Raw genomic sequence first — 16,368 nt, 5'->3', positions numbered from 1 at the left:
CACGCCTCAATTTTGTTCCTCATTTTTAGCGTCCCCCTGTTCTTCCCGCAATTTTTTTGGGGTAAGGTGCCGGGGCCTTTGCTGCAGGCGTGACTGATAGTTACGTATTTGTTGAGCCTTATGCCAGGGTTTTTCATGCAGGCCATTCGCCATGGCGACAATCCATTTTGGAGTCATAACTCCTCATTCGGTGCCCCAGCCCTGTCGACAATTGGCACGGGCGCATTTCATCTTTTCCCCTTGCTGATGCCGGATTGGTTAGTCTTTGCGATTGGCTGGTGGGCACGGTTGGCATTATGTGGCACCTATATTTATGCCTACTTGCGGCGCGCGAGTGCTGGAGGTCCAGGATGTGTTATTTAAGCAGACGGCCATTGCCTATAACATCTCTTCCGTGAGTAATCATTGGTTTAGCCAATCAAGTTGGCGAACCTGGGTGCATCAATTGAGGTCTACTGCCCCGAAAACGGTCTTAACGATTGATACAATTAATTCAAGTGATGAAAAGAATGCTTGGCCCCTTTTGCGACAGATGCATGTGCAATTTGTCTCATTGCCCTATACCGGCAATCAGGCGTGGGTTAATGATCATCACAGCACGGACTGGCGAGTGATTTAAAAAGACAAGGAGGGGGATTTCCCTACTGGAGGCGCTTGACAATGGTCGAACACTCAAGGAGCAAGGCGGACTTTCAGGGTATGGCTATTCAGATTATATTGAAAGCCCCGGACGCATCAGCTTTCAACCAAAAGCGCCGGCAAGTACAATCCCTGTAGGATTTCACGATGGGTGGCACATTAAAAAAGGGGGCATCTCCATCGCGGCGAGTCCCAACCATTTGATCAGTCTCTTACCCGACAACCGTGCAGAACGAGTAGAGCTTGAATATTTCCCTCGTCGTTTTTATTTCTGGTTAGCCATCGGACCTGTTGCGTTGTTGATTGGGTGTGTCTCACTCACGTGTTCAGATCGTCGTCGATGACAACAACTGCAAGGCTGTTGAGTTCTACATTTTCACATGAGCGCCAAGACTAAGAAAAACCAAGATCACAATCAGCTTTGCAAAGTCTGTGAACATGCACAAGCCAAACCCTGGCTGATTGCCAAGGGATACCGGATTGGACGATGTGCGCAATGCGGATTTGCGCAAGTATTGGATGTGCCTAGCTCCCATACCCTGAGTCAACTCTATGAAACGCTGCACCTCAAGCACATCAAGTACCGTAGTGGCCAATCGGCACAATTAGAAAATCGGCGCCGGCTCGAATTCCTTCAAACACAACTCCCTCGTGGCGCCCGGGTTCTGGATGCTGGGTGCGCCACCGGAGACTTTTTGGCTGAAGCCGTTGAAGCGTTTGAGATGTTTGGTTGTGATATTTCCTCAGCAGCGATAGCCCACGCTAAACATCGTTTGCCCCAATTGAGCGAGCGCCTGACGGCGCAGCGATTGGAAGATGGGGGGGCAAACTGGCAAGGGTTTGATGCCGTATGTCTTTGGGACGTGATTGAGCATGTGGCTGACCCTGTTGTGGTGATCCAGCGGATGATGGATCGAGTAAAGCCCGGGGGTTACCTCCTTCTGTCGACCCCGGATTTTGGTTCTGTTACGGCAAGAATGATGCGATCGTACTGGGCCTTCATGACGCCTCCGTATCACTTGGGATATTTCCGGAGGGAATCTTTTGAATTTCTGTTCAAGCATAGGGTTCCCGGTGAGATTATGACCTTTCAAACCCGAGGCAAAACCGTTGATGTCGCCTTTCTCCTGTATAAGTTAAACCAGATGAGCCGTTGGATCGCGCCCGAATCTTTATTGCATCTCGCGTCACAAAGCCAATTCGGGCGTCTCAAGCTATACATCCCGACCAATGACATTGCCTATTTGGCCGTTCGAAAACCCCATCCTCACGCTCCACGAACTGAAACAGGCAACTGACATGTGTGGCATCTTCGGAATCATTACGAACCCTGCTTCCGGCTTGGGCGCAAATGCGCTTGAGAGTCTGGCGTTGGATGTTTTTAAATTATCTGAAACACGTGGCAAGGACGCTTCCGGCGCATTGGTTGTGCTACCCGATCGGATTGAGGTCATTAAATCAGCCCAGCGAGTGAGCTACCTGATTGCCCAGCCACAGTTCAAACAGATGTTGGCCAGCGCAAAGGATGCCTACAACGCTGAATCATCCTTTGTGATTGCGGGTCACACCCGTATGGTGACCAATGGAACAGAAGAAGAGGATTTCAATAACCAGCCGGTCATCAAAGATAACCACTTGATTCTGCACAACGGCATCATCGTCAATGATGCCGATTTATGGCGCGTGAACCCGTCATGGCAACGAGAATACCTCGTCGACACAGAAATTTTTGGGGCCATATTAGGCGCTGGGGAAAATTGTGGCCAATCCCTGATTGAGGCAGTACATGCGGCTTTTAGACAAATCAAAGGTGGCAACACGATCCTTGCACAACGCATAGAGCAGAACCAGATGGTGATAGGGACTACCAATGGGTCCATGTACTTCTGGCAGAGCCTGGATGAACGGATCATTGTGTTTGCCTCTGAGCACCTGATTGTGGATCGAATAGCCACACGCCTACCAATCCAGGGAAAAACGAAATCGGTGCAGCAACTGAAGCCTGGGAGGGCGTTAGCGATGGATTTGATCCATGCTCGATTGACAACGTTCTCCCTCACCGAGACGCCACCAATACCGGAGACGATGCCGGGCACAACAAAGCGTTCCTTGATTCAGACTCCGCTCGGCTATGGGGGCAGAATACCTGCGCCAGTCTTCACCAATAAGCTGACAGAAATTGAGCAGTTGATGGAATTCGACCATGCCGCTATCCGTCAGCTTCAACGCTGTACGCGTTGCCTGTTACCAGTATCCTTTCCTTTCATCAGCTTTAACACCCAGGGACTCTGCCAGATCTGTCGCCACCACCAGCCGCGGCAATTACAGGGCGTAGGGGCTTTGGAAAAATTGGCCGACCGGGCACGCAGAAACAATGGTCAGGCGGATTGTCTCGTGCCGATCAGCGGAGGCCGCGATAGCTGCTATGGACTGCACTACGTCAAAAAAGAGCTGGGGCTCAACCCCGTGGCCTACACGTACGATTGGGGTCTGGTGACTGATTTGGCGCGGCGCAACATTTCCCGCATGTGCGGAAGCCTTGGCATTGAGCATGTTCTCATCGCAGCCGATATTCGACAAAAACGGGACAATGTGCGGAAAAACATCGTGGCTTGGCTCAAGGCCCCCGCACTGGGAATGATTCCTTTATTCATGGCAGGCGACAAATTGTTTTTATATTACGCCAGTCTGATTCGTCGTCAGATGAAGCTGGGGCCTATTTTATTCAGTATGAACTGGCTGGAAAAAACCGGATTTAAGTCCGGCTTTGCCCACGTCAATGACATTCAGGATATGGATGCCAGTGTTCAGGGAAAAACATACAGCATGGGCATGAGGAATAAGATAAAACTCCTCGGTTACTATGGGAAACAATTCATATCCAATCCTGCGTATTTGAATGGTACCCTACCAGACACATTATTAGCTTTTTTTTCTTTCTACCTGCAGCGCAAAGACTACCACTCGATTTTTGACTACCTGCCGTGGGAAGAAAAAACCATTGAGCGCACCCTCATTGAGGGTTATGAGTGGGAAACTTCGCCCGATACCGCTTCCACCTGGCGCATTGGAGATGGCACAGCCCCCTTCTACAACTACATCTATCTCACTGTTGCAGGCTTCAGTGAACATGACACCTTTCGCAGCAACCAAATCCGCGAAGGTTTGATCACCCGGGAGAAAGCTTTATCCTTAATTGAAGAAGAAAGCCGTCCTCGGGTGGAGTCCTTTAAGTGGTATTGCGATACTGTGCGGATTGATGCGCTTGAGGCGCTCAAAGTGATTAATAAGATTCCCAAGCTCTATCCGCACTGAGTCCAACCCCTCATCATGTGGTCATTCTGGCTTTCCAAGCTACGTCAACATTTAGTGCTAATCAAATATTTGTCGACCAGTCTTGCTGTCTACATCTACATCCTTGCCGCTCTTTACCTGTTGGTTGATGTCCTGCAACTCGATCCAGTGGCAGCGTATATAGCGATATATCTCACGGCCTATGCGATGGAGTACACGGTGACCCTGCGCCTGGTATTTAACGAGCTTCACCGTGGAAGCAAAGTGCTCAAATATGTCACTTATGTTGGATTTTTCCTGGGGATCAGCACGCTCTTGTACGCATGGCTATTGTCAGTCGGCGTGTATTATCTCCTGGCAACCTTGCTGACTGCAGGTGTGCTCATGCCGGTTCGCTTTGTTGTCAATAAATATTGGGTCTATTGCTAATGCCACGTACCGGAAACACTCACGTAGAGCAAAACGTCATGCAACTGCTGCTGATAGCTTTGGGGCTTTACGCCTTTTGGACGGTCGCGCACCAGGTTGCGACTTTTGCCGCCTTCTCTTGGGCCGCCTTGACACGGACTGTCGCCTGGTCCTTACTCCCGGCGCTCGCATTGATCTACTGGCAGTCCGGCCATTTGGCCAAACTGTATGCGCGGCACTTGCCCAAATCTCTGATCGAACCTAGTGGGACGCCAACCCGTTCTGTGTGGCTGCTTTGTCTTGGTTTTTTGGGATTTTGCCTTGTATTTGACAATTTCACGGCACGATATGTCGCTGTGATTCTGTGCATAACGTCGATTACGTTTTTCGCCTGGCCTACGACTCCTGCCAATGAAGGTACCCCTACGCGCGCCCTTTTCTCCGGTGAATTGTCCTCATGGCTCGCCTATCTTTACCTTATCGGGTTTATGAGCGGCACCGTGCTGATCGTATTGTGCGTCAACCGCTCTGATTTTGATGACGCCGAATACCTACAGTTCGCCATTCAAACCTTGCGTTACCCCGATAAAGGCTTGTACACATTTGATGCCTCACTGGGGATCGTGTTGGACCAGTTTCGCTTTTCACCCTATCGCCTTACCTCGTATGAGACTTTCATTGCGTTAATTACTCAATGGACTCATCTCAACATTTTGGATGTGTACTACCTGCTGATACCAGCCGTTTCGGCAGTCTTGTCAATATTAGTCGCCTTTGTTTTTTTGCGTTGGTTCCTACCATTGCGCTGGAGCTTGCTTGCCATCGCCTTGTTTTTACTGATTTCGTTTGCGTGGGGGGAAACTCATATTGCCTATGGCAACAGGATGTATGTTCGGTTGTTTCAAGGGAAAGGCTTGCTCGTGGCGATTACCACGCCACTCACACTCATCATGGCTTTCGTATGGATGCGAACACCCAATGCCACTACGTGGTGGGGTTTGCTCATTATGCAAGTCGTGGCCGTTGGAGTCTCTTCCTCTGGGCTAGTGATTACCCTCTTTGCCACGGCGCTCGGCTTGTTAGCTGGCTTCTTGGCTCAACCCGGATACCACGGCTTATGGATGGCATCTACAGGGGCGGTGACTCTTACTTATCCTATTGTCTTGGGTCTGTGGATCAAGTACCTAAGCAGCACCTCTGGAAAGGTTGAAGAGATAGGGAACTATTTTCCCATCAACGCATCGTTGGGGGGCACTTGGCGCGAAGCCCTGGCATTAATCATTCTGCTCCTAGCACTTTTACTCAAAACAACGATATTCCTCACACCAATCCAATTAAGCCACAGGAGTAAATCAACGAAGGCATCAAAAACCTATGTTTGGCTAGTGGTGGTTTGTTTTGTCCTGATCTTCAACCCATTTTTGATAGAGTACATTACAAAGATGACATCCAAAAACATGAATTGGCGGCTGGCTTGGGCTGTTCCGGTTCCGCTCTTACTCACGGTCAGCTTGGTGTATCTTCTGCATTGGGCGCAAGGAAAGAACGAAGGAACTTGGCAAAAGACTGCGTGGTTACTGCCCATCGGTTTGATTGTCGCCTTTGCGACTGTGAATCCCTGGACATTGGCAAAAAGCAATCAGGTGCATTGGGGATTTCTTGGGCACAAATTGCCACCTGAATATCAGCACGCCGTTGAACTGGCGCAGGACATCAGACAACACACCATGGAGCAAGAAGAGATTACCGTTTTGGTGGAACGTCGCGTGGGAACGTGGCTGACCGTGGTAGCACCCGACTTCAAGTTAATTATGCCCGGGCATGGCTATTGGGTAACCTTAAAGACAATTATGGATAATCAGGATTTCGAGCAGCGAAATAAACTGCTAGGCGGCATAAAGGCAATTGCCGCTGGTGATGATTCGCTAGACCCGTTGCTGGATGCTTACGGTGTGAATGTGATAGCGGTCAAATTTTCTACGGATTCAGGTACTGCAAATTATCGCGTGTTGATTCGAACCACCCACAATGATGCGAATAACAGAGTCCCTCATTGAGACAGCCCCATTTATGTATTGCAGGGACCTAACAAGGTGATAGAACACATTGATTAAGAAATCCGGTTTTCGAGGGCAACAGGAGTTGGCCCAGCCATATGCAATTTTTCGTTGCGACAGACTGTGCGACGTTTGCGTTCTTCCATACGACTGTCAGTGACGGGCTGCCTTTTCACCACCGGTTCATCATCAAAAACATCTCAATAGTATAAAAATCCAGCAGGTCTGCTGACTTTTCATCGTGGTTTCCCGGTAAAGCCAAAATTGTTCATTCACATCCGTGAGAAAGCGGCAGCACCTGACCTGCAACGACGGTAGTAAAGCGAAATGGTTTTCTCTCGTCTGCTCTCCCCATATCTCCTTTAACCTTGACTGCGAGCGGAGAGAAGATGTGCGAACACTTCTGCTAAAAGGAACGACCTCGATGAGCATCGTCAGCTTAGAAGGGCGGCAAATGGAGAACAACGGCCAAACAGCTTCGAGATGACAGCGCAGAAGTGCTTCGCCGGGCACCCGTCCAGTGGGCTATGAACCAGTCAACGGAAAAGGCTCCAATCATAATTGTGAAACCTAAATCAGATGGAAGCGGCGGCACAGTCGATGGCCATCATGGAAATGTTGGTGAGGTGCATGGTCAAATCCCAAGATAAAGGGAAAAAAGTTAGGCACAAAGAACTTACGATTAGCTTCTTTTCACATTTTTTCCTTCAACTTTTTCCTTCCACTTTTTCCATTTCCCTTATCCTTTGTGCCCATGACCTTCACGGTCAGCATTCCACGGCTCTAATCATTTTCCCCTTTGCCACCCCGGTTAGATCATCTGAAGTCTTCTCTTTTTTGTGATCCGCTCGGTCAGCTTGCATACCTTTTGGGCTCATTTTGCCCTCGCCCCGAGGGGTTAACTAGGAGCATAGATGAAGTGAAAACCATACTCGATGGAGGGCAACCCATACAGTGTAGAGGCATGAGAATTCAAAAGAATTTTTCTAATAATATTTCCACGCAAGTCTCTGTAATTCAATCGTTTTTAGTGCATTTTTTTATTATTTTCAGAACGTAATTTTCATTTTGGCGAAATTATTAGAAATTCTTCATAAATTCACCAGGCAGAACGGTTACATTTCATCAACAAAAACAATGTGTTATGCGAGTGAGTTTTACATAATACAGGGGAATGATTTTTGCTCATTTAAGCGGTCCTGTGGGTAGTTAGAGTTATTCTCCCAAGATGATTCGAGGGAGAGCGTGGTTAACCTTTTATTAATTTTGGAGGGCTGAATCATGGTTAAATTATTCACTGTTTTACTGACCTTACTTGTTGCCTTGTCCTTCGGCGGAATGACCTTCGCCGGGTCCTTGGCTGACAATTCGTCCATTCAGAACACTTTCCCCTTGGGCGCGGATGGGGACAAGGATGACCATGGCGATAAAGGTGACGACAAAAAGATGGACGACAAAAAAGACGATGAAAAGGATGGAGAAAAAGGCGAGAAGTAGTTTTTGCCTGGTCTACATAAATTTTCTTTTAGTCTGATTGAAGAACGACCTTCCAGGGCTTATCCCGGAAGGTCGTTTTTTTATGGGACATGCTTTCTCAATTCAAACCTAGCCGTTCTTTTACCAATCAGCCCCTAGCCGATCCAGCACAACCTGATGCACAACCGTATGGTATCCCAATGTCGCCAAAAATATAGCGGTTTCGGCCACATCATAGGGACTGATCTTTTCACTATTGAGGATTTCCTCAGGCGTCGCATCCACTAATTCATCTGCCACACCACCCGGGCAGATTGCACTCACCTTGATATGAAAAGCCCGCCCTTCATCGGCCAGTGACTTGGTCAAGGCCATGATGCCATGCTTTGACGCGCTGTAGGTGCCTGTTCCTGCCCAGGCCTGAACGCCGGCTACACTGGAGATATTGATAATAAGCCCGCCTCCCTGCTTTTTCATGTGTTGAAATCCGGCTCGACAACAGAAAAAGGTCCCCCGCAAATTGGTACCCACCACCTCATCAAACATTTTTGTGGATGTGTCAGCCACCCGTCCTCCTCCAACCACGCCGGCATTATTGACAAGAATATCGAGGCGCCCAAAGCGCCTAATGGTCTCGTGCATGAGCATCTCGACTTGTTCTTCCTGCGAAATATCCGTTTGTTGAGCATGCGCGGTTCCGCCACCCTTTTGTATTTGTGCAGCAGTCTGTTGACATAAATCGAATCGCCTGGCGGCCACCACCACCGTTGCTCCCTCTTCTCCGAATCGAAGGGCAATGGCTTTTCCAATTCCGCTGCTGCTTCCTGTGACCACCGCGATTTTCCCTTCTAACCGTTTCATAGCTATCTCCTTTTTTAGGCCTCTCCTCAACACACTGTATCAGCCCTCTCGCCAGCCCAATCCTTCGATTGACTGTAGACCACCCCGTCAGTCCAGGCCAACCATATTGAAAAGACGGACATATAAAACCCTTCTCGAAAGGCTGGCCTTCATTTCAGAGAAACGTGTTTACTGAATGACTAGGGCGCTACCCCACCAAAAGCGGACAGGGATGAAAGAGGGCTCCTTCGGCCAAGATAGAGGGCTGTCATTCCTGTCGCTCATGTCGCTCATTGGCCAGACCGCGACAAGTTCAGCTGGTGACCTTCTTCCGCCGGTTCCCTTTTTCATTTTTTAAACCCGCTACCGGCCCTAAATAGAGATTTCTCAAGGTTGTTTCTCGAAAACCGACAAGTTGAGACATGGCTCACTCTACGATCACGCCATTTGCACAAGAAGAGAGGGAAACCCTCCGTTCCTTTCTCGCCGATCAATTGGAACGAGGGAATCTGAATCTTCCTCTCTTGCCCGTGGTGGCCAATCGAGTTCTTCTGCTTTCAAGCGATCCGGATGCGGACGCCTCAAAGCTGTCTTCATTGATTCAACAGGACCAGGCCCTTGCGGGACAAATCCTTCGCATTGCTAATTCCCCTGCTTATGCGACTCGCACCCCGATCGTCTCGCTGCAACAAGCCATTACATGGTTAGGGTTGACGATGTTGGCCGGGTTAGCGTTTTCGGTGTCGGTTCAAGGCGGCGTATTTCATACGACCGGCTATGAGAAAGAAGTACGGAACCTCTGGCGGCACGCCCTCGCGACAGGGCTTTTCGGAAAGGAAATCGCCAGACGAATCCGTCATAATGTGGAAAACGCATTTTTGTGCGGGCTCCTGCATACCATCGGAAAACCCGCCATTCTTCATCTGCTCTCCCAATCTCCAGACAAATCAGCGGAGCCCGTTTCCTGGACCACCGTGGAATCCCTCTTTGAGGAGTTTCACGTTATGGCAGGCTCTAAATTGGCTGCAGTCTGGCAACTCCCCGATCCGGTTCAGGAAACGATCCGCTACTACCATGACGACCACTACCACCAAGGCCTTTCCCCCACAAAGGGAGCTATGATCACCTGCCTTGCTCATCATTTGGCCTCTGTCACGCTTGGGGATTCAACGCATGACGAACAGACCCTCCTCACACTTCCCGTCGTACAGGATCTGAATTTTTACCCTGAAGACATGACGGCCCTTCTGGAATTGCGGGAAACCGTCAAGGCAAGCGTGGAGTGTTTTTTGCCATGACCTCCCCCACTCCATTTGATCTTATTGTGATCGGAAGCGGCCCGGCAGGACAAAAAGCCGCCATTCAAGGCGCCAAAGCAGGAAAGCAGGTGGCCCTCATCGAGCAAACCCGAGAGGTGGGAGGGGCTTGCGTCTATCAGGGCACCATTCCCAGCAAAACGTTACGGGAAAGCGCCCTACAAATGGTACGATTTCTCCAGGCAACTGAGGTATTTGAATTCCGCATGCGCGACGATGTCAGAATTACCAACCTGATGACCCGCTTGGACCGGGTGGTGCGCGCGCATGGGAAGTTCATGAAGGACCAACTCACTCGAAATGGTATCCACTGCTTTCATGGTCGCGCTGGCTTTGCATCCGACCATGAAATACGAATCCAAAAAATTGACGGCACTGCCGCCCTCGTCACAGCTCCGATTATCATCATCGCCACCGGCTCGCGCCCACGCGTCCCCCACAATATTCCCATCGACCATGAACATATTCTGGATAGCGACTCCATTCTCTCCATGGTGTATTTGCCGAAATCCCTGACCGTGTTGGGAGGTGGCGTCATCGCAAGTGAATACGCCTCAATTTTTGCCTTACTGGGAGTGCAGGTCACCATAGTGGATACGGCAGACCGCCCGCTCAAATTTTTGGATCAAGAACTCACCGATGAATTTTGCGAAGCCTTTGAGAAAACCGGAGGGCACTATCGGGGTGGACAAAAAATCGACACAGTCCAATGGGACGGATGTTCTAAGGTGACCACCATTTTAGAAAGCGGCGAAACGCTGGAAAGTGAAAAAGTGCTGGTAGCTCTTGGACGAGTGTCCAATCTGGAACATTTAAACTTACAGGCTACCGGCATTGAACCGACGACTCGTGGGCTCATTCCGGTCAATAACCACTGCCAAACTACGGTTCCCCATATCTATGCCGTCGGTGACGTCATTGGCCCCCCGTCGCTGGCATCCTGTTCCATGGAACAGGGCCGACGCGCCGTCTGTCATGCCCTGGGCCTCAAACCCGGCGGGGCTCCGGAGCATATACCCATGGGAATTTATACTATTCCTGAAATGTCGAGCGTAGGATTAAGCGAGCAGGAAGCCACGGCTAAGTATGGCGGAGCCACGGTGGGAAGAGCGAGGTTTCATGAAATTGCACGAGGACAGATCTCCGGCATGACCAATGGATTGCTCAAAATGGTCGCCGATCCAAAAGGCGAACACCTGTTAGGTATTCATATCGTCGGGGAAGGAGCAACCGAACTGATTCACATTGGGCAACTTGGATTGCTTCACCATATGCCTATCGACCGATTCATTGATAACATTTTCAATTTCCCGACTCTCGCCGAAACCTACCGCGTCGCCGCACTCGATATCGCCAAACAACGTCAGCGCTAACAGCTGGTTTCTTGTATTCGGATTTTATTTTCCCAGTGTGGGGCTGTTGAAAAAAGCCGCCAGCGGCGTCCTCGCCGTTTTTCCGTGCTCACGTACTGCATGTACGCTCTGCGCGCAAAACAAAAGTTGTGCCCTTCGGGACACGGCAGGCAATTTGCGGCCTTGCTGGACGAGCTTTTTTGAACAGCCCGAGGCCTCTGATATGCAAGGTGCCTGTGGGTCAATATGCCCTTGGATGATGAATAATTCGACCATTGATAGAAAAACAAGATGAGGCGGAAGACCTTAACGGGGGAGCGCTACCCTCTATGATGGCAGGAATCTTCTCAAATACCCTCAGAACCGATAGCTGAGCTCGTACAAGTGCAGATCCACTCCCCGATTGTTAGACCCGTAAAGTGCCGCATCAGAAATATGATGAAATCGCCATCCCAGTGATAAATTCCAGGGAAGGTGATAGGTAATACCAGCATGCGCAACAATTTGAACCGGTCCGCCGATATCCTGCCGACCATATTTTTCCCTACTTAAATATGCCCCACCACCGCCAATGTCGAAGGTGAGTCTCCAATCTTTCTGCGTAAAGGCCAGCCCGGGACTGACCTCTCCGATGAACCCGGCATCTCCGGCAGCCCTCAACGCCCCTGCGGCAAGATTAAGCCTAAAACGGATATCCCACCCAGAAGAAAATTCCCAACTCCAAGGAGTCCCAATAACCGCAAATACGTCGTATTGCTGAAAATCTTCCTTTTCAGTCGGCGGAATGCCTAACGTGTCAGAATTTAATCCTCCCCGTATCCCAACAGAGAGCAATTCAGTCTCTTTTGTGTGGGCAACACCTGAAAAGATTACCGTGAGCCACACTGTTATCCCCAGAATACCAAGTATAGTTGGGAATTTTGACACAATCTTACGTCTCTCCACAGTTGGTCCTTATGGTTGAATTATGATAAGAGCTAATCACGTCAGCATTTCCCGGCAAAATGGACAAGCCCTGACCTGGGTCCACATGCTCGTCCCTTGACACATCGGCACTTGAGGCCAGTGCGACGGGTTTCACGGTCTTTCCTCACGGGAAATTTCTCTCTGCTCGTCGCCGAAGTCTGTGAGAAAAATTACAAGAGGGGATTAGGAAAAGAATGCCAATGGTGCGATGAGAGGGTAAACAATTCAGGGAATATACCATATTCTCATATGTCTGTCGTCCCCTTCTATTTTTTGGGTAGCAATCGCCCTCAATCAACCTTTCGATTTAGAGGCGGTCCATCCAGAATATGAATGTGGTTGCATATTTCCCTTTCTTCTAAAAGCCTAACAGGTCTTCTTCCCTCTGACAAAAATTTTGTCTAGCCAATGCCAGGTGCTAGATCTTCATCAAGGCGCTCCTTTTGAGACTCGTTATAGGCTTTCTCGGCATCCTCTAACGCCGTGGATCGTTGAATTTCCATGACCTCTTTTGGAGTGAGATATTTTAATGCCGTCGCCCCAAGCACCTTTTGCTCAGCAGTGCCCTTTAATTGGATATGAATCAAGGCATCTGCTCCCATACGCTGCGCCTTCTTCACAAGGGCAAAATGGAGTTCATCCCAATTGACTTTCGATTTATCAGAAGGTTGTTCGACCTCTATCTCATCCAACGTTTCATAGGGAACAATGGGAATTTCATCAAGTATTTCAACAACTTTATTGAGGAAAGCTTGGTCATCGTGGGGGGGGGCATCTTCAACAACGGGTTCGGGCCGGGGAAAGCGGGCCACCTCTACATCAAAATCTTTCAATCGCATGGCCGCCAAGGCCGCCTCGTGGGGATTACTGCTTTCTGTTAACCGTTTGAGTTTCTCCACTCGTGCAAGAGCTTCTTGCAGACTCATTCTCGCCCCAGGTTTTCGCAGAGCATTCACTGGCATTGCCCAACTCCATGATCGTGTAGCATAGACCTTCCGACGCTCATTAAGGTCGCCTTAAATCTTGAATGACGACAAGAATGCGCAATAGCAGAAGGACCTAAGCTTTTGGAATGTTTTTCTACCTGTCTAGGATTCAGGTTGTCAAATGATCTTTTGGCAAGGAAAGAAAGACTCCATACGCTGCTCACTTCCCCCTGGAGCCTTCCCGCCCTAAGGCTGGTCATCCAATCATGGCGAGGGGATAATGAGATTCTGCCCAGAAGCCACCAAAGACTTTGATCGACCTCGATTGATCAGCAAACATGCTCTTCTGAATACTGGCTTTTTCTTTCCCTATAGAAACCAATGTGGATTGAGTTCCCTGAAAGGCTCAGTGGGGTCAATTTACAATGGTACGGTAAACCGGATCAGCCCAATAATCAAACTCACCATATAGATATCCCAAATTGCACATTGGCTTATTCCAATTTCCGCTCTGGAATTGTGCACCGAACTTGGTGATGTCTATAATTAGTGGCTTGACTGGGGATATGGTATGACCTCACGATTATCTGGAGTTCTCTACCACATCGAAGATAATTCATACGAAGGAGATGGGAAGAAAACCGGTTTCCCTGGTACAAGTCAAGAACACGTTGAAAAAGGCAATCCACCAGAAATGTTCAGAAGGTAAGGAGAAAGCAAATGAGTCTAGCAGATAACACATGCGTACCTTGTCGTGGGGGCGTCCCTCCGCTGGAACCTCAAAAAATCCAGGACCTCCTTGGTCAATTAGAAACGGGATGGGTGCTCAATGCTCAAGGTCATATTGAGAAAACCTATACTTTTGACAACTTTGCCGATGCCTTGGCTTTTACTAATCGAGTAGGGAATGTGGCTGAACTTGAGGGCCATCATCCTGATATATATTTGGCCTGGGGCAAATGCAAGGTAGAAATTTGGACTCACAAGATTCAAGGCCTCACCGAAAGTGATTTTTATTTTGCCGCCAAGGCTGATCGCGCCTTCCACCTTCCTGCTGCGTATTGAAGGCTCTTATGGCCACCAGCCCGATTTTAATTCACCCGGTCGCTTCAGAAGCAAAACGAACCCAGACTGCGGCCTCTCAGGGCACCACCGATTTCCGATCTTTCGGAACGAAGGTCGCACTGGTAACCATGCCATTTAGTTATTCGAAATTTCCCTCGATCCAATTAGGGACCCTCTCGTCCTTACTAAAAGCGCAGGGGATTGGTGCCCAAACTTATCATTTCAACCTCCAATTCGCCCATAAAATCGGGGTACCGTTATATGAAATCTTATGCGAAAAACGTGGCCTATTTGGCGAATGGCTGTTCTCTGCACTCCTGTTTCGGAATAATCCAAAACACAGGGAATATCCTATGGTGTTTAAACCCATCTTCGAAGACACGGCTCGGGAAGCCGGCTGTTCAATCAGTCATTTAGAAGAGATTGCCCGGTCGATCGCTCCTCAATTTTTAACCTGGTGCCTGACATCGGTGAATTGGAGTCAATTCGACGTGGTGGGCTTCACCTCCACCTTCGATCAGAATGTCGCCAGCTTGAGTCTGGCCAAATTGATCAAAGACGTCTATCCCGATGTTCGGATAGTGTTTGGGGGGGCAAATTTCGACGGAGAAATGGGGCTGGAACATTTTCGGGCATTTCCCTGGATTGATTACGTCGTGATCGGAGAAGGTGAACAAGCCTTTCCTCCATTGGTTCAACGCATCCTCCTGGACGATGAAACGGATATTCCTCCCGGAGTGGCCTTTCGACGGGAAGGACAGATCAACTTTACCCCCCAGGAATCCTTATTCACCAAGTTTTCAGAAACGCCCCCACCCGATTACGACGATTATTTTGCAGAGCTCCAGGAATTAGCCAAGCAGGGATCCACCGGATTGAACCGGATTCTGCTCTATGAAGGATCTCGCGGGTGCTGGTGGGGAGAAAAACATCATTGCACCTTTTGCGGATTGAATGCTCAAGCGATGGAATTTCGTGCAAAAAATCCTGCTCAGGTCGCTTCAGAATTGGACTATCTTTCCAGCCGCTATGACACCACCCGCTTTCGCTTGGTCGATAATATTATTGATATGAAATACGTGAACGGTGTCTTCGGGCAACTAGCCCAAGAACATGTGGACCTGGACGTGTTTATGGAGACGAAAAGCAATCTCAATAAACGACAAATTCAGACACTGGCGAAGGGTGGGGTGAAATGCATGCAACCGGGTATCGAAAGCTTGAGTCCGGCGCAATTAAAGGAAATGGATAAGGGTGTCAGCCCACTACAAAACATTGAATGCTTAAAATGGAGCCGATATTACAATATCGACCTCTCCTGGAATATTTTATTGGGTTTTCCACAGGAAACCGATACCGATTACCAACAACAAATCGAACTCATTCCCTCATTGATCCACCTGCAACCTCCAGAATCCACAGCCAAACTCTGGCTCGAACGGTTTAGTCCTTATTTTAAATGGCCTGAACGATATGGGATTCACCGAACAGGACCGGGGTTAGCCTATGCCTATGTGTATGACGAACGGCAGGTTGATCTCAACAAAATCGCTTATGATTTTGAGTACACAATCGATTGGAAAGTCGATCCACATCTCTATAAGGAACTCGTCAGACTTGTGGAAGAGTGGAAACAGCGATATCACTCTTCTAATCGGCCCTTTCTCTTCTTTGCAAAAGCCTTGAGCTATCTCACCGTTTATGACGGGAGAGGCTTAACTCCGACGAGCGAACGATTTGAAGGACCACAGGCCTTCATCTTAGAATTTTGCAATGAGCAACCCAAGTCCGTCGAACAGATTCGTAAAGCCTTGCAGGGGTGCTCCGTTCCAGGATCGGAGGAAGACATTATCGTGCCCATCACCGATATCCTCACGACATTGCAGGGAAAAAGGTTATTGCATAAGGAAGGGGGACGGTATTTTACTCTGGCCCTGCCGGTCAATCCCCATCGTTGACATTTTTGCCTAACAACTGGAATAAAAACGCCACTCTCATTCACAGGCCCACCGTATTTTTTTCTTCTTTT

14 protein-coding genes are annotated in these 16,368 nt (G+C 49.1%); 10 read left to right on the top strand and 4 right to left on the bottom strand.

Features of this window, described 5'->3' with window-relative positions; all coding sequences use genetic code 11:
- Positions 1–6: 6 nt before the first annotated feature.
- Entirely contained in the window at positions 7–177 is a 171-nt protein-coding gene (locus LX98_RS00500) for a hypothetical protein (protein ID WP_496427048.1), read from the bottom strand.
- Positions 178–313: 136 nt separating this feature from the next.
- Between LX98_RS00500 and LX98_RS00495 the strand changes: the two genes are divergently transcribed.
- From LX98_RS00495 to LX98_RS00470, 6 genes are all read left to right on the top strand, one after another.
- Positions 314–619: a hypothetical protein gene (locus LX98_RS00495; RefSeq protein ID WP_496427047.1), complete on the top strand. Its 306-nt coding sequence runs from the start codon at positions 314–316 to the stop codon at positions 617–619.
- Between the two features lie 400 nt (positions 620–1,019).
- Entirely contained in the window at positions 1,020–1,937 is a 918-nt protein-coding gene (locus LX98_RS00490) for a methyltransferase domain-containing protein (protein ID WP_496427046.1), read from the top strand.
- Between the two features lies 1 nt (position 1,938).
- A complete protein-coding gene (locus LX98_RS00485; protein ID WP_496427045.1) occupies positions 1,939–3,954 on the top strand; it encodes a hypothetical protein in 2,016 nt (671 codons plus the stop codon).
- Between the two features lie 15 nt (positions 3,955–3,969).
- Positions 3,970–4,362 (top strand): GtrA family protein, encoded by a 393-nt coding sequence (locus tag LX98_RS00480; protein WP_496427044.1) that lies wholly within the window; start codon positions 3,970–3,972, stop codon positions 4,360–4,362.
- Positions 4,362–6,398 carry a DUF6077 domain-containing protein gene (locus tag LX98_RS00475; RefSeq protein ID WP_496427043.1) on the top strand — a complete coding sequence of 679 codons (2,037 nt, stop codon included), beginning with the start codon at positions 4,362–4,364 and terminating at the stop codon, positions 6,396–6,398. The genes LX98_RS00480 and LX98_RS00475 overlap by 1 nt, the downstream gene beginning before the upstream one ends.
- 1,281 nt (positions 6,399–7,679) lie before the next feature.
- Positions 7,680–7,895 (top strand): hypothetical protein, encoded by a 216-nt coding sequence (locus LX98_RS00470; RefSeq protein ID WP_312644907.1) that lies wholly within the window; start codon positions 7,680–7,682, stop codon positions 7,893–7,895.
- A 120-nt stretch (positions 7,896–8,015) separates the two neighbouring features.
- Here LX98_RS00470 and LX98_RS00465 read toward each other — a convergent pair whose 3' ends face one another.
- Positions 8,016–8,735 carry an SDR family NAD(P)-dependent oxidoreductase gene (locus LX98_RS00465; RefSeq protein ID WP_496427042.1) on the bottom strand — a complete coding sequence of 240 codons (720 nt, stop codon included), beginning with the start codon at positions 8,733–8,735 and terminating at the stop codon, positions 8,016–8,018.
- Between the two features lie 401 nt (positions 8,736–9,136).
- Here LX98_RS00465 and LX98_RS00460 point away from each other — a divergent pair, with 401 nt between their 5' ends.
- Together LX98_RS00460 and sthA are read left to right on the top strand one after the other, a co-directional pair.
- On the top strand, positions 9,137–10,012 hold the full coding sequence (locus LX98_RS00460) for an HDOD domain-containing protein (RefSeq protein WP_496427041.1): 876 nt from the start codon (positions 9,137–9,139) through the stop codon (positions 10,010–10,012).
- Positions 10,009–11,403: a Si-specific NAD(P)(+) transhydrogenase gene (gene sthA, locus LX98_RS00455; protein ID WP_496427040.1), complete on the top strand. Its 1,395-nt coding sequence runs from the start codon at positions 10,009–10,011 to the stop codon at positions 11,401–11,403. Before LX98_RS00460 ends, sthA begins: the two co-directional genes overlap by 4 nt.
- Before the next feature lie 336 nt (positions 11,404–11,739).
- Here sthA and LX98_RS00450 read toward each other — a convergent pair whose 3' ends face one another.
- Entirely contained in the window at positions 11,740–12,309 is a 570-nt protein-coding gene (locus tag LX98_RS00450) for an acyloxyacyl hydrolase (RefSeq protein ID WP_496427039.1), read from the bottom strand.
- Between the two features lie 440 nt (positions 12,310–12,749).
- Positions 12,750–13,310, bottom strand: a complete 561-nt coding sequence (locus LX98_RS00445; protein ID WP_496427038.1) for a hypothetical protein — start codon at positions 13,308–13,310, stop codon at positions 12,750–12,752.
- 684 nt (positions 13,311–13,994) lie between these two features.
- On the opposite strand from LX98_RS00445, the gene LX98_RS00440 reads away from it, so the two are divergent.
- Both LX98_RS00440 and LX98_RS00435 read left to right on the top strand, forming a co-directional pair.
- Complete coding sequence (locus tag LX98_RS00440; protein ID WP_496427037.1) at positions 13,995–14,339, top strand: 4a-hydroxytetrahydrobiopterin dehydratase; 345 nt, start codon at positions 13,995–13,997, stop codon at positions 14,337–14,339.
- Between the two features lie 8 nt (positions 14,340–14,347).
- Complete coding sequence (locus tag LX98_RS00435) at positions 14,348–16,297, top strand: RiPP maturation radical SAM C-methyltransferase (RefSeq protein ID WP_496427036.1); 1,950 nt, start codon at positions 14,348–14,350, stop codon at positions 16,295–16,297.
- Positions 16,298–16,368 lie beyond the last annotated feature (71 nt).

Source organism: Nitrospira marina (genome assembly GCF_059568365.1).
Note: the sequence above shows the minus strand (reverse complement) of the source record. Positions and strands in the feature narration are given on the sequence as shown.

Bases quoted from the DNA above. Each gene is read 5' to 3' on its own strand.
- LX98_RS00435 (WP_496427036.1), top strand. From the start codon at position 14,348: ATGGCCACCAGCCCGATTTTAATTCACCCGGTCGCTTCAGAAGCAAAA.
- LX98_RS00470 (WP_312644907.1), top strand. From the start codon at position 7,680: ATGGTTAAATTATTCACTGTTTTACTGACCTTACTTGTTGCCTTGTCC.
- LX98_RS00445 (WP_496427038.1), bottom strand. From the start codon at position 13,310: ATGCCAGTGAATGCTCTGCGAAAACCTGGGGCGAGAATGAGTCTGCAA.
- LX98_RS00495 (WP_496427047.1), top strand. From the start codon at position 314: ATGCCTACTTGCGGCGCGCGAGTGCTGGAGGTCCAGGATGTGTTATTT.
- LX98_RS00480 (WP_496427044.1), top strand. From the start codon at position 3,970: ATGTGGTCATTCTGGCTTTCCAAGCTACGTCAACATTTAGTGCTAATC.
- sthA (WP_496427040.1), top strand. From the start codon at position 10,009: ATGACCTCCCCCACTCCATTTGATCTTATTGTGATCGGAAGCGGCCCG.
- LX98_RS00490 (WP_496427046.1), top strand. From the start codon at position 1,020: ATGAGCGCCAAGACTAAGAAAAACCAAGATCACAATCAGCTTTGCAAA.
- LX98_RS00500 (WP_496427048.1), bottom strand. From the start codon at position 177: ATGACTCCAAAATGGATTGTCGCCATGGCGAATGGCCTGCATGAAAAA.
- LX98_RS00440 (WP_496427037.1), top strand. From the start codon at position 13,995: ATGAGTCTAGCAGATAACACATGCGTACCTTGTCGTGGGGGCGTCCCT.
- LX98_RS00485 (WP_496427045.1), top strand. From the start codon at position 1,939: ATGTGTGGCATCTTCGGAATCATTACGAACCCTGCTTCCGGCTTGGGC.
- LX98_RS00460 (WP_496427041.1), top strand. From the start codon at position 9,137: ATGGCTCACTCTACGATCACGCCATTTGCACAAGAAGAGAGGGAAACC.
- LX98_RS00475 (WP_496427043.1), top strand. From the start codon at position 4,362: ATGCCACGTACCGGAAACACTCACGTAGAGCAAAACGTCATGCAACTG.
- LX98_RS00465 (WP_496427042.1), bottom strand. From the start codon at position 8,735: ATGAAACGGTTAGAAGGGAAAATCGCGGTGGTCACAGGAAGCAGCAGC.